Raw genomic sequence first — 13,971 nt, 5'->3', positions numbered from 1 at the left:
TTTTATCTATATTCGTAGCTTCAAAAAAACGAGATAAACGATAAGAAAATTTAAAAATTCGAAAATAAATGGCAACATTACAAAACATCAGAAATCGTGGTGGACTCCTTGTAAGTATTATCATCGGTCTGGCACTCGTTGCATTCATCGTCGGTGATGCTTTAAGCTCGGGCGCAAGTGTGTTCAACCGTTCCCGCAACCAAATCGGAGAAATTGCAGGAAAAGGTATTTCCATTCAGGAATACCAAAACAAAGTAACAAAGAATGAAGAGGTAGTGAAAATGATGAACGGTCTTACCGCTTTAAATGATGAACAACAAACCATGTTACGGGAAAATACCTGGCAACAGATGGTGATGCAGGACATCATGAACCGGGAATACGAAGAACTGGGAATCAATGTAAGCGGAGACGAACTGTACGACATGCTGTTGGGTGAAAATATTAGTCCGATCATCCGTCAGATGTTTACTGATCCGAATACCGGGATACTGGATTTAAATCAAGCCCGCACAGTCATTAAAAATTTGATTGATTCTCCGGGAAATTCACAACAGAAAGCGTATTGGCTGAACATAGAAGAACAAGTTTCAGATACCCGTAAACAATCAAAATACAACAATCTCCTGGCGAAAGCATTGTTTACAACAGATGCTCAGGCAGAGGAAGCAGTTGAAGGCAATGCCGTAAAATCGGACATCAGTTACATCGTAAAAAATTATTCCAGCATTGACGATTCCACAATACAGGTTTCTGACAGTGAAATCAAAGCTTATTACGATTCCAGAAAGAAACTGTTCGAACAGCCGGAATCCCGGAAAATCGTATATGTAAATTTTGATATCGAAGCTTCTTCTGACGACTATAATGAAACAGAAAAATTGGTTGCCGATCTCGTTGATGAATTTACAGAAGCTCAAAATCCGGCTGAATTCGTTAGCTTATCTTCCGATAAAAAGTTCGACGGAACCTATTACAAAAAAAGCGAAATCACCAATGATAGTCTGGCCGAATTCCTTTTCAAGAATCCGAAAGCCGTTTTCGGCCCCTATCTGGAAAACAATTCATTCCGGATCAGCCGCGTAGCAGACCGCCGGATGCTTCCGGACTCTGTCAGAGCACGCCACATCCTGATCACTCCCCAGAACAATGATTATGCTCATGCGAAGAATATGGCAGACAGCTTGGCTAATGTATTGAAAAAAGGAGGAGATTTTGAAACAATAGCACGCCAATATTCGACAGATCAGAATTCTGCAGTAAACGGAGGAGATTTGGGATGGTTTGGACAGAAAGATATGATACAGCCTTTCAGCGATACCGTATTTTTCGCTAAACCGAAAGATATAAAAGTCGTACTGACACAATACGGTGCTCATATCGTACAAGTTACAGCTCAAGCGAAGCCGGTGGAAAAAATCCAGATTGCAACTGTAGAAAAAGAAATTGTAGCTTCACCTAAAACAACGAACAAAATTTATAACGAAGCACGTAACTTTGCCAATGCTGTCAACACACTGGAAGACTTCAACAAAAAAGTAGAAGAAACAGGAATGACCAAACGTATCGCAACTTTGAGCAAAAATGACAAAGGCATTGCAGGTATGGAAAATGCCAGAGACCTGGTACGTCAGAGTTATTTGTCCGACAAATTAAACGGAGTTGTACTCACCGGAGAAGGTGCCAATATTTTCGAGTCGGACAATAAATTTACAATTGCTATTCTGACCGAAATCAATGAAGAAGGCATTGCTCCTCTTCAATCCGTTGCTTCTAATATAAAAAGAGAATTGATCCGCAAAAAGAAAGCGGAAATATTGTCAAAAGAATTAGCAAATGCGACCAGCGGAAGTGAAAGTTTATTGTCTGTAGCACAAAAAGCCGGACTTGAAGTAAAAGAGGCTCCGGAAGTTACTTTCAATTCATTCCAAATCGCGGGAGCCGGCATTGAACCCAAGGTTATCGCAACGGCAACCTTATTGGAACAAGGAAAAATCTCCGCTCCGATTGAAGGAAACCAGGGCGTATACGTAATCATGGTAAATAACCGCACCGAGGAAGAAGTAACTCCGGATATGGTTGAACAAACCAAAAACGGTTTGACACAGTCCAACATGTACCGTGCCAACTACCAGGCCATGCAGGCTTTGATCAAAAACGCTGAAGTAAAAGACACTCGTTACAAATTTTACTAATATCCCAACCCACAAACTTATGTTTGAACAGGAGGGTTAATTCCCTCCTGTTTTTTTTAACATAATCCTTGTGTAATTTGTATATCTAGTAATTTTGTAATACGTTTGTACAATCATTTGTTTGCCAAGGGCAAAAGCATCAAGGGGAAGATGAATTTTGTATGAAAAAACGTATTTTAGTTACAGGCGGTGCCGGATTTATAGGCTCTCATTTATGTAAAAGGCTTTTAGCTGAAAACAACAGAGTCATATGTCTGGACAATTTTTTTACGGGAAATAAAGCGAACATCTCTCCGTTTTTATCCAATCCTGATTTCCAATTAATTGAACACGATATTACGGTTCCTTTTGAAGTCGAAGTCGACGAGATATACAATCTAGCCTGCCCTGCCTCTCCCATTCATTACCAATACGATCCGGTCAAGACCATAAAAGCTTCCGTTTTGGGAGCAAACAATGTACTGGAATTGGCCCAGCGTACCAAAGCAAAAGTACTCCAGGCTTCAACGAGTGAAGTTTACGGCGACCCCATCATACATCCGCAACAGGAAAATTATTGGGGTAATGTCAATCCCATCGGCCTCCGCTCATGCTATGACGAAGGAAAAAGATGTGCGGAGACCCTATTTATGGATTTTCACCGATATTACGGCGTAAATATTAAAATCATCCGCATTTTCAATACATACGGTCCCAACATGCAAAAACACGACGGACGCGTAATTTCGAACTTTATCGTACAGGCATTACAAGGCAGAGACATCACGATTTACGGCGTCGGAGGACAAACACGAAGCTTTCAATACATCAGCGATCTGCTGGACGGAATGATTAAAATGATGGCAACGGAATCTTCTTTTACCGGTCCGATAAATCTGGGAAACCCCTGTGAGATAACCATAACGGATATTGCAAAAACAATACTGAAACTCACCGGCTCTCAATCCCAGCTTATACATGCAGCGCTACCTCCCGATGATCCGGCACAACGGCGACCGGATATCTCTCTGGCCAAAACAAAATTGAATTGGGAACCCCACATTTCATTAGAAGAGGGCCTGAAGGAAACAATTGCCTATTTCCGGACAATTCTATAAATCGTCACTGATCAGCCAAAAACTGGAGGTACAAAAAAAGTTTCTCAAATAAGGGATAGCCACAATTACCTTTGATAACTTACGCGGTTTGAGCTTGAATTTCACTTCATAATGAGGATTTATAAAATAAAATTCCCGTTTGTGAATCTTATAATTAAAGCGGTTAATATACTTTTTACAGCCTTCAATTGTAAGTCCGCAATCTTTTATAGACAGTAATTCGTCTATTGTATTTTCAGCTTCGCCGAAAAGCTTCAACATCCCTTTATACATAAAACGAGGCAACAAATGATAAAAAGGCAGATGTGACAAAAATTTACTCTTACAAATCTGTTGGTGTCCGCCAAAAGGCATTTGCCAGGCCGGAAAAGCTAAAAATACCAATCCCTGCGGACGAAGAAATTCCCGGATCAACCGGAAAAACCGGACTTTATCCGGAATATGCTCAATGACATCATGCACAATAATCAAATCGAAACAGCCTTTCAAATGTTCTACGGTAAAAATATCCGCGCTGATCAGCTCAATACCGGGCCGGTGAGCGGCGTCCAACATGCGGGCAGCATTCTCTATACGGTCTTGGCCCAGATCGACTCCGGTCACCCGGCATCCTCTCTGTACAAAAGGCTGTAAATTTCCTCCCATTCCACATCCGATTTCCAATACCTGCATACCGGAAGTCACCTCCTTCACCGATTCAATAAAAGGAAGCAAATATTTTTCAGAAGTATATGCCAATTCATTGAAATAGCGTTCCCCGTCGGCATGTCTTTCTTGCATATTCTCAATTATTTTTCAATTCGTCATAAATTTCAAAAATATTCCGGGTCAAATTCGTCCAGGAAAATTTCTGTTTCAACTTCCGGGTCTCCATACGATAACTCTCTGCCCGTTCATTCACATAAAAATCGATAATCGCATCGGCAATCGCCCGGCTTTGCGGCTCCACGACATATCCGGATTTTCCATCCGCGACAATCTCTGCCAGTCCACCCACATTACTGACCAACATCGGTTTATCAAAATGATAACCGACTTGAGTCACGCCGCTTTGAGTCGCAGAGCGATAAGGCTGTACAACCAGGTCTGCCCCACAAAAATAATCATTCATTACCTCGGATGGAATATAATCGGTATGCATAACCAACAAATCTTCTATCCCATATTGTTCAATCAGCTTCTGATAAAAATCGGCATTTCCATAAAATTCTCCCGCCACAATCAATCTGATATGCTGCTCTCTGATCCGCTGATCCGCCATCGCCTCCAATAAAATATCCAGCCCTTTATATTCCCGGATGAAACCGAAAAACAATAAATAGCGGAATTTTGCATCCAGCTTGAGATGCGCCAGAGCAACCTCCCGGGGAATGATCTCGCCATAATGATCGTAAACCGGATGGGGGGCAAAACGCCGGACCGGATGAGGCACAAATTTTTCCAAATCTTTAAACACTTCCTGTGACATGGCGATAAATCCGTCAACTCCTTTCACAAAGTAAGAGGTAAAAGGGACGTCCCCGATCCGCTTTTCATGAGGAATGATATTGTCTGCAATACAGATAACTTTGGTATACTTATTCCGGCGGGCAATCCGGCAAACCGTTCCCAAAGCCGGTCCCATAAAAGGCAACCAAAAACGGACGATAATCAACTCCGGGCGTAAACGCCGCAATTCCCGCCCGACTTTCCACCAGTTAAGAGGGTTTACCGCATTGACCTTGCGAAGAATAGTAACATTTCGGGGAGCCGGATCATCCGTATACTGCGTTTTACCGGGAAAAAGGAACTTCGGATACTGCAAACTGAAATTGAATACCGTCACCTCATGCCCCTCTTTTATTAACTCTACTGCCAGACGATCATTCAAAGCTGCAATTCCTCCCCGATAAGGATGTGCCGGACCTAAAATTACAATTTTCATAAAATAGTCGATAAATCTTTCAAAATTATGAAATAATCCGGATTATCCATACCAAACCAGTCCTTAAGAATGCTATTTTTGTAAAGATAAAATATGCTGGAAATGAAAACACAAATTTCAATCATCGTCTGTACTTATAACCGGGACAAATACATATATAAAACCCTGGAACATATTGCACAAAATGATTTTCCCAAACAGCATTATGAAATCATTCTGGTCGATAACAACAGCACAGACCGGACCGTTCCGGAGTGTGCACGATTTCGCCAAAATTATCCGGACATTCCTTTTTTCTATTTTCTTGAAGCCAATCAAGGGCTTTCCTTTGCACGTAACCGGGGAATTGCAGAAGCCCGAGGGGATATTCTGGTCTTTTTAGACGACGATGCTTTTATGCATAAAAACTATTTACACAACCTGAAAAACAACCTGAAAAATCATCCGGCTTCGGCTTTCGGAGGAAAAATCATCCCGGAATACGAAACCGGACAACCACCCGTCTGGATGAGTAAATGGAGTTACATCTGGGTATCGGCTCTCGATAAAGGAGATAAAATATGTCTGTTCGAAGGCAAATCTTTTCCCATCGGCGCCAATATGGGATTCCGACGGACAGAAATACCTGCCGACGGATTTAACACCACCTTAGGGAGAAAAAAAGGCAATCTGATGGGAGGGGAAGAAAAAGATATTTTCAACCGGATGAAAGCCCGGGAAGCCAAAATATATTATTTTCCCGATGTCGAAGTACGGCATATTATCCCGGAAAAACGTACAACCCGGGCATACATCCGTCAGCTCGCTCTGGGAGTCGGCATGAGTGAACGCCTCAGAACCCGGAAAATATCCGGAACGGCTTACCTGAAACGTATCCTGTCTGAAATAATCAAATGGGGTGCTTCCTGTACATTATGCTTAGGCTATCTGTTAAAATGCACCCCGCAAAAAGGGACCATCCTGATTTATTTCCGGTGGTACGTCACCCGCGGACTATTATCTGCCGACAATAAAATTCCCCGTTAAATCCGGTATCCGGATATATCTTTCCTTATTTTACAGTCGTTTTCTTCCAATAACCGAAATAAAAGGCAACTCCCGCCAACAAAATCAACAGTACGGAAGAAATCAGGGAGACCATCATGGATGTCGATACCACCGAAGGCTCGAAACGGAACTCAACTTCATACCGGCCGGCCTTCAACGGCATGGCACGCAACAGATAGTTCGCCCGGAAATAGGGTACTTTCTGCCCGTTCACATAAGCATTCCAACCATCCTTATAATAAATTTCCGAAAATACGGCAACCTGATCACTTTGAGTATTTACATCATATACCAACCGGTTCGGGGCATAACTTTTTAAAAGAATCGTTGCTGTCGTATCCCGGTCCTGAATCGACGGGATTTCTGCAGCAAATTGCTTATCGGCAACAAATTCACGTTTAGTGTCGATCTCTCCCAACACTTGTATCTCCTCATCGGCATTATCGGCCAAACGATAGCTATCCACAAACCAGGCATTCCCATTCGCCTCAGGATTGACCAAAGGCTGGGCATTGGGATTGTAAATCAGATATTTCATATTCAGCATATCCAAAACCCCCAACTGCTTCATCAAAGCAGGAAATTCCTCAAGCTTTCCGTTTTTCAGACTTGCCAGCAACATCTGAATTTCCCCCTCCAGATGATAATCGATCAGCTCCTGATAACGGCTCAATTTAGCCGCATGATATCCCCCGATGCTTTTATGAAAATAAGCAGGACGGGCATCATTGAAAATATTCACGGTCGCATCCAATACCCGGTAATACGATTTATCGTTTAAAATATACTGATCGGCAGCAGAAGGCTGAACCTGTTGCCGGGTCTTTTTTTGTATTGTAAAATCCTTATCACTCAAATAACGTTTATTGATCGCCCACATATCCGCCAAAACCAAAACAAAGAGCAAAGCATAAACCATATTCAGTTTCAGTTTCGAAACCAGATACATCCAGAGTACACCGAATGTCAAAACGATAAAAATCAAAGAACGTAAGGCATCATGCCGCAACAAAGCCATACGGTCAGCCGGCAATGTATCCCTCAAAAAACTATACTCTCCTCCCAACTGACGATCGCTCTGCGCGACGAAACTACCGGATAAGGAAGGTACAATCCAAAACAACAAAGCCAGACCACCCGTAATATACAAAGCATACTTCAAACTCCTCTTCGCCTTCTCCCGACTCAATTCCGGATCGAAAAAAGCTTTCAACCCCAGCATTCCCAATAATCCCATACACAAACAGGTAACCACTAAAATCATAGATACCGTCCGGAATTTATTGTACATCGGTACATAATCGATAAAGAAATCCGTCAAAGACATAAAATTATGTCCCCAAGCCAGCATCAATGTCAAAACGGTAACCGACACCAACCACCATTTCGTCCGTTTCTCCACCAAAAACAGGCCCAGCACAAAAAGGAAACAGACAATAGCACCCAAATATACCGGTCCCGAAGTAAACGGTTGGGTACCCCAATATAATGGCAATTGAAAATCTTTCATCGTCTCCTCAATGTTGGGAACCCCCATCGCTTTCAATTTTTGCGCCGTCTCGCTATTTGCCGATAGAGTACCGCCACTGGCACCGCCCTTAAAATCGGGAACCAAGAGGGTCATCGACTCGTCCACCCCATAACTCCAGGCCGTAATATAATCTTTATCCAAACCGTGTCCGGCTGCACTCTTATTTTCGTTTGACAAACCGTTGGATTCTCCGCGCATCGTCGCTTTACTGTACTGATACGTCGACGCCAGCCCCGGAGCATTCAATCCTACTGCAATCAATAGAGCACATATCCCCAGTCCCACCGAAGTCATATAATTCCGCAATTGTTTTCCCCGGATGGCATAAACCAATTCGATAAGGCCGAATATCAATACGATAAAAAGCGTATAATACAAAATCTGAACATGGTTGGCCATAATAGCCAACGCCAGAAAAAGAGCCGTCAGTATAGCACCGGCCCATTTATTGCCCCGGAAAAGCAAATATACACTCCCCACCAAAGGCATCATATAACCGATAACATTTGCTTTTGTGACATGCCCTGCCACCAGAATAATAAAATTATAAGACACGAAACCCAAAGCAACGGCCCCGATAGCCGCAATCCATTTATTGATCCGGAAACAAAGCAACAGGATGTAAGCACCCAGCAAATACATGAAAATCGTACTTACAGGAAAAGGGAAGGCCCCCAAAGCATTCCGCACATACGACAACACATTATATTGTCCCATCGGAGCCGCAATCTGATAATTAGGCATTCCACCGAACATGCTGTTGGTCCAAAAAGTCTGACCTTCTCCCCTGGCATTATAATCCATGGTCTCTTTAGCCATATAATTCCAACTTTCCAGGTCATGGCCTAACAAAGTCTTGCCTTGCATAACCGGAGCACAATAGATAAATGCCAAAGCTAAAAAAGACAATACAATTATCACCTGTACACCGACAGCACGTTTATTCATCTTCATTTCCATAAAATACGTTGTGTTCTCATTTAACCTTGCAAAAATAATGTATTTTTGTGAAATTAAAGGCTGAAAGTCAAAACAAAACGGAATACAGTCAAAACCACTCAAATATATATTATGCAAGCAATCATATTGGCGGCAGGTATGGGAAAACGCCTGAAAGAACTCACCCGTGATAATACAAAGTGTATGATTAAAGTGAACGGTGTCACTCTGATCGAAAGGATGTTGCAACAAATCGACACCCATCACCTGGAACGCATTATCATTGTTGTCGGATATGAAGGAGAAAAATTAAAAGAATACATAAATACCTTATCCATAGCCACTCCGATTGTATTTGTAGAGAACCCGTATTTTGACCAAACCAACAATATCTATTCGTTATATTTAGCCAAAGACTATCTGACAGAAAAAGACACACTTCTATTCGAATCCGATTTGATTTTTGAAGATGCCGTTATCGACAGGCTGATCGAAAACCCTTACCCCAGTCTGGCGCTGGTTGCTAAATTCGAAAGCTGGATGGACGGAACTGTCGTTACATTGGATGAAAATAACAACATCAAACGTTTCATCTCACCGAAACAATTCTCGTTTGAAGAGATTCCGGGTTATTACAAAACAGTAAACATTTACAAATTCAGTAAAAAATTTTCTTCTTCACATTACGTTCCCTTCCTGGAAGCCTACTGCAAAGCATTGGGAAATAATGAATACTACGAACAGGTACTGCGTGTCATTACCTTATTGGAAAAACCGGAATTAAAGGCCCTGCCTCTCCATCACGAGTTGTGGTACGAAATCGACGACATCCAGGACCTTGACATTGCAGAATCCATTTTTGCAGAAGACACAATAACCCCCATTGCTTCCCGCTATGGCGGTTATTGGCGTTACCCTCATATTTTGGATTATTGTTATCTGGTAAACCCTTACTTTCCTAATTCAAGACTATTAGCGGAAATAAAAGCCAACTTCGAACGTTTGATCTGTCAGTATCCTTCAGGGGTAAGGGTAAACAGCCTGCTGGCCGGAAAAAATTTCAATATAAAACCGGAATACGTTGTCGTGGGAAACGGTGCCGCCGAATTGATTAAAAGCATCATGGAAAATATGGAAGGAAAGATAGGCATTACCTTACCGACCTTCGAGGAATACCCCAATCGCCGGGACAAAACAACTGTCGTCTCATTTATCCCTTCCAATCCCGATTTTTCATACACGGCACAGGATTTAAAAACACATTTTGCCGATAAGGACATTTCCGCCTTATTACTGATCAATCCTGATAATCCTTCGGGAAATTTTATCGGTTTCAACGAGGTTCTGGATCTATGTGAATGGACACAAAAAAAAGGTATCCGGTTTATATTAGACGAATCATTCGTTGATTTTACAGATGAATCCGTCCACAACACGTTGTTAAGAAACGACATTTTGGAAAAATACAACCACCTGATCATTCTAAAGTCCATTTCCAAATCGTATGGTGTTCCGGGACTACGTTTAGGCATTCTGGCCACATCCGACCCGCTTGTTATCGGCCGGACAAAACAGGACATCGCCATCTGGAATATCAATTCCTTTGCTGAATTTTATATGCAGATATACGGTAAATACGAAACCGATTACCAAAAAGCATGTCTGCGTTTTATCGAAGAAAGGGACTATTTAAAAAAACAATTAGAAGCGATTCCATGGCTTCGGGTAATCCCTTCTCAAGCCAATTACTTCCTGTGCGAGATAACCTCAAAATATACGGCTACAGAATTAACGCAGGCCTTATTGAAACACAATATCTTAATCAAAGACTGTTCCCGTAAAGCAGCATTTAAAGGCAGAAACTACATCCGGATTGCCATACGGGATACGGCAGACAACAATCAACTCGTTCAAACCCTGAAACAATTATGAATACCTCCCCTCTGACCATTTGCATCTGCGGAGGCGGCAATCTCGGCCATACGGTTGCAGGATATGTCGCTGCCAAAAAACAATTTTCGGTGAATTTGCTGACCAGCCACCCCGAAAGATGGCAACGGGAAATCACCGTAAAAGATGGCAACGGACATACTTTTTGCGGGGAACTGGCCGTCATATCCAATCAAGCGGAACTGACCGTTCCTCAAAGTGATATTATTTTACTTTGTTTACCCGGCTTTGCCATACAGGATGAATTATTAAAAATCAAACCTTTTTTAAAAGAAGGACAGATTATCGGTTCTATTGTTTCAAGTACCGGTTTTTTCTTTATTGCCAAACAACTTCTTTCACCCGGGATAGGCTTATTCGGATTCCAGCGGGTTCCTTTTATCTCCCGGATAAATGAATACGGCCGGTCGGCCTCACTTCTGGGATATAAGAAACAATTGAAAATTGCCATTGAAAATTATCCGGAAAAAGAAAAATTGCAACAGATGCTGTTTCAATTATTGGATACTCCTATCGAGGTTGTGCCCCATTACCTTGAAGTGTCTTTATCCAATAGCAACCCACTATTACACACCAGCCGTCTATATAATTTATTTCAAAATTACCGGGAAGGGATTTATTACGAAAAAGTACCTCTTTTCTATGAAGACTGGACAGACGAAGATGCAGAATTACTTATCCGGTGCGACAATGAATTTTTCCGGATACTGGATCGATTACCGGTCAATATCCGGGAAATACAGCCCATACTCAAATATTATGAGAGCCGGGATGCCCACTCTCTGGCATTGAAAATCCGCAGTATAGAAGCCTTCAAAGGCCTGCCCAGCCCTATGAAAAAAATAGCAGAAAACAAATATATACCTGATTTTACAAACCGGTATTTTCAGGAGGATTTCTCATTCGGATTGTCGTTTATCAAAATTATCGGAGATCAACTGGAAGTCGACATGCCCCATATCACGAAAATTTACAACTGGGCTTCCCGGTTTATATCGATAAAACAACCCGATTTTAAAATCGAATTCTAAATCCTTAAACATGGTCAGACAATTTTTTATCTTATCAGCCGGCATCCTGCTGTTCCCTTTTGTCTTTCTACTTTACATCCTCATAGGCAGAAAGAAAAAATTGTGGATTTTCGGATCGTGGAGAGGACAAAAATATTCGGACAACAGCAAAGCCCTGTTTGAATATGTATTGCAAAACGAAAAAGATATAAAAGCAGTCTGGATAACGAAAAACAAAACGGTCTATCATGAATTAAAATCCAAACAGTTCCCGGTGGTGATGAATCATTCTCCCAAGGCCGTGTACTACATGCTCCGGGCAGGATTCTCCACAGGTTCGTTAAGTGCCACAACAGATACCTTTGGATCCAAATGGTTTCTCGCTTATAAAATCACTTGCCTGTATCTCACGCATGGCATGCCATCCAAATACGCCGGATATGATGAACCCAAACTGGCACATAAAAAGAAACTCATCACAGAGAAAAAATCCATAGGACTCAAACTCTATTTTTCCGTATTTCCTCAAAAAAATCCCCGCAATCTATATTCTGTCAGTACATCCGATTTTTTTGTACCCTTTTTGGAATCTGCTTTACTGATTCCTTCAAACCGGATATTCGTTACAGGCACTCCCCGGTTAGACACATTATTCTCAACAAAAAAGAACGATTATATCACCGATATCCGGAAAAAATTTCCGACAGCCAAAATTATTATTTATATGCCCACCTTCCGGGCTTCCTTTGACGGCGGACCTTCATTCAAACCATTCGGGCAATTCGGATTCAATGCTGAAAAATTCATCCGGATTCTGGAAAAACACGACTATGTTTTCCTGAACAAAGGCCATTTTTGGGATGGAAGACTGTCAGAACGGGAATTTTCCGAACGTTTCATCAATGTCATCGATAACCCGCTGCTGGATGTCTATGATTTAATCAAAGACACAGACATACTCATGACAGATTATTCCAGTATTTATTTTGACTTCCTGCCCCTTTTGAAACCGGTTATCCTAACTCCTTTTGATTTTGATTCCTATACTCAAAATTACCGGGGACAATATTATGACTACCGGCAAGAACTACCCAGTATCAAAGCCTTCAACTGGAATGAAGTCTGTGATATACTGGAGAAAAAAAGCTATTTCCCCCTCACCGAAGCACAGACCCTAAAATACCACAAATACATCGACGGTAACAGTTCCGCCAGATTGACTAAAGAAATCCGAAAAATCCTGTCTATCTGACTTTATTCCGGGGCATATAAAACCAACGGAGAAAAAGAAAGAAACACCTCATCGGAAAAGAAATCCCGGACTTATGTTTCTGAAAATTCTGCAAAGCCTTTTGTAAGAAGGTGCTATGTTTTATTCCACCCAAAATCCGGCAGGCATAACACAAAGATTTATAACGAATCTCCGGTAAAAAACTATAATACAATCTTTTTACAACCTCCCGGCTATAATCCGCCTCATACTTATCTGCATATTCAGGATATTGTTCAAAAAAACGAGCGACATACTCCAAATGGCCGATCATCGGTTGTAAACTTTTAAATTCATAACTGTGCTGTGTACTTCCGGGATATAATACATGGTACAAATAGACACCGGAAGAATAAACGACTTTCCGGGCATAATGATATGCATAAAGATTAAAACCCCGATCCTCCAAACTGATTTTCCGGGTATCCGCAAAAACCAGCCGATACGTCATCAAAAACTCCCGCCTGTACAAATGATTTAAAACAGAAAAATAAAAACCTTCTCCTTTCAAAAGCCCCGATAACATGGAATCCCGGGCCGATTTTACTGCCGTAGGAAAATAATTCTTCCTTTTCAACTCTCCATTGAAGGCCACCTGATACATATCGGAAAATACGATATCGGCATCGTTCCCGACAGCTATGTTATACAAAGCTTCATACATATTCTCCTCACAATAATCGTCGTGATCAGCAAAAGCGACATACTCCCCGCCGGCCACCGACAATCCGGCATTACGGCTCTCTCCCACATGACAATTTTCTTTATTGGGGATAATCATTATACGCCCGTCGGCCGCAGCATATTTCTCAGCCAATTGCCCGCTTCCGTCCGTCGGACAATCCAATACCAGAATAATCTCGATATCGGACAGCGTCTGGGCAATCAAAGATTCCATACGTTTTTCAAAATACGGACCGGCATTATAAACCGGGACAATAACAGACACCTTGGCCATAACCTATAATTATTTAATAATCAACTATTTTTAAGACAGAATAAACGTCC

10 protein-coding genes are annotated in these 13,971 nt (G+C 41.8%); 6 read left to right on the top strand and 4 right to left on the bottom strand.

Annotated elements, in window-relative coordinates:
* Positions 1–68: 68 nt before the first annotated feature.
* Complete coding sequence (locus DD657_RS08170) at positions 69–2,195, top strand: peptidylprolyl isomerase (protein WP_021987909.1); 2,127 nt, start codon at positions 69–71, stop codon at positions 2,193–2,195.
* Between the two features lie 161 nt (positions 2,196–2,356).
* Positions 2,357–3,292 (top strand): UDP-glucuronic acid decarboxylase family protein, encoded by a 936-nt coding sequence (locus tag DD657_RS08165; RefSeq protein WP_118773559.1) that lies wholly within the window; start codon positions 2,357–2,359, stop codon positions 3,290–3,292.
* Here DD657_RS08165 and DD657_RS08160 read toward each other — a convergent pair.
* Positions 3,287–4,072 (bottom strand): class I SAM-dependent methyltransferase, encoded by a 786-nt coding sequence (locus DD657_RS08160; protein WP_021987907.1) that lies wholly within the window; start codon positions 4,070–4,072, stop codon positions 3,287–3,289. The two genes, DD657_RS08165 and DD657_RS08160, sit on opposite strands and share 6 nt — an antisense overlap.
* 4 nt (positions 4,073–4,076) lie before the next feature.
* Positions 4,077–5,216 carry a glycosyltransferase gene (locus DD657_RS08155; protein WP_287049528.1) on the bottom strand — a complete coding sequence of 380 codons (1,140 nt, stop codon included), beginning with the start codon at positions 5,214–5,216 and terminating at the stop codon, positions 4,077–4,079.
* A 102-nt stretch (positions 5,217–5,318) separates the two neighbouring features.
* On the opposite strand from DD657_RS08155, the gene DD657_RS08150 reads away from it, so the two are divergent.
* Complete coding sequence (locus tag DD657_RS08150) at positions 5,319–6,242, top strand: glycosyltransferase (protein WP_068692371.1); 924 nt, start codon at positions 5,319–5,321, stop codon at positions 6,240–6,242.
* 25 nt (positions 6,243–6,267) lie between these two features.
* Here DD657_RS08150 and DD657_RS08145 read toward each other — a convergent pair whose 3' ends face one another.
* On the bottom strand, positions 6,268–8,742 hold the full coding sequence (locus DD657_RS08145) for a YfhO family protein (RefSeq protein ID WP_287049525.1): 2,475 nt from the start codon (positions 8,740–8,742) through the stop codon (positions 6,268–6,270).
* Positions 8,743–8,865: 123 nt separating this feature from the next.
* On the opposite strand from DD657_RS08145, the gene DD657_RS08140 reads away from it, so the two are divergent.
* From DD657_RS08140 to DD657_RS08130, 3 genes are read left to right on the top strand one after another with little or no spacing between them, the layout of a single operon-like run.
* On the top strand, positions 8,866–10,665 hold the full coding sequence (locus DD657_RS08140) for an aminotransferase class I/II-fold pyridoxal phosphate-dependent enzyme (RefSeq protein ID WP_287049524.1): 1,800 nt from the start codon (positions 8,866–8,868) through the stop codon (positions 10,663–10,665).
* Positions 10,662–11,714 (top strand): NAD/NADP octopine/nopaline dehydrogenase family protein, encoded by a 1,053-nt coding sequence (locus tag DD657_RS08135; RefSeq protein WP_287049522.1) that lies wholly within the window; start codon positions 10,662–10,664, stop codon positions 11,712–11,714. Before DD657_RS08140 ends, DD657_RS08135 begins: the two co-directional genes overlap by 4 nt.
* A 10-nt stretch (positions 11,715–11,724) precedes the next feature.
* Positions 11,725–12,945, top strand: a complete 1,221-nt coding sequence (locus DD657_RS08130) for a CDP-glycerol glycerophosphotransferase family protein (protein WP_287049520.1) — start codon at positions 11,725–11,727, stop codon at positions 12,943–12,945.
* Here the strand turns inward: DD657_RS08130 and DD657_RS08125 are convergent.
* Positions 12,938–13,921 carry a glycosyltransferase family 2 protein gene (locus DD657_RS08125; protein ID WP_287049519.1) on the bottom strand — a complete coding sequence of 328 codons (984 nt, stop codon included), beginning with the start codon at positions 13,919–13,921 and terminating at the stop codon, positions 12,938–12,940. The two genes, DD657_RS08130 and DD657_RS08125, sit on opposite strands and share 8 nt — an antisense overlap.
* Positions 13,922–13,971 lie beyond the last annotated feature (50 nt).

Source organism: Culturomica sp., from assembly GCF_003524185.1.
Classification (GTDB): Bacteria; Bacteroidota; Bacteroidia; order Bacteroidales; family Marinifilaceae; genus Culturomica; species Culturomica massiliensis.
Note: the sequence above shows the minus strand (reverse complement) of the source record. Positions and strands in the feature narration are given on the sequence as shown.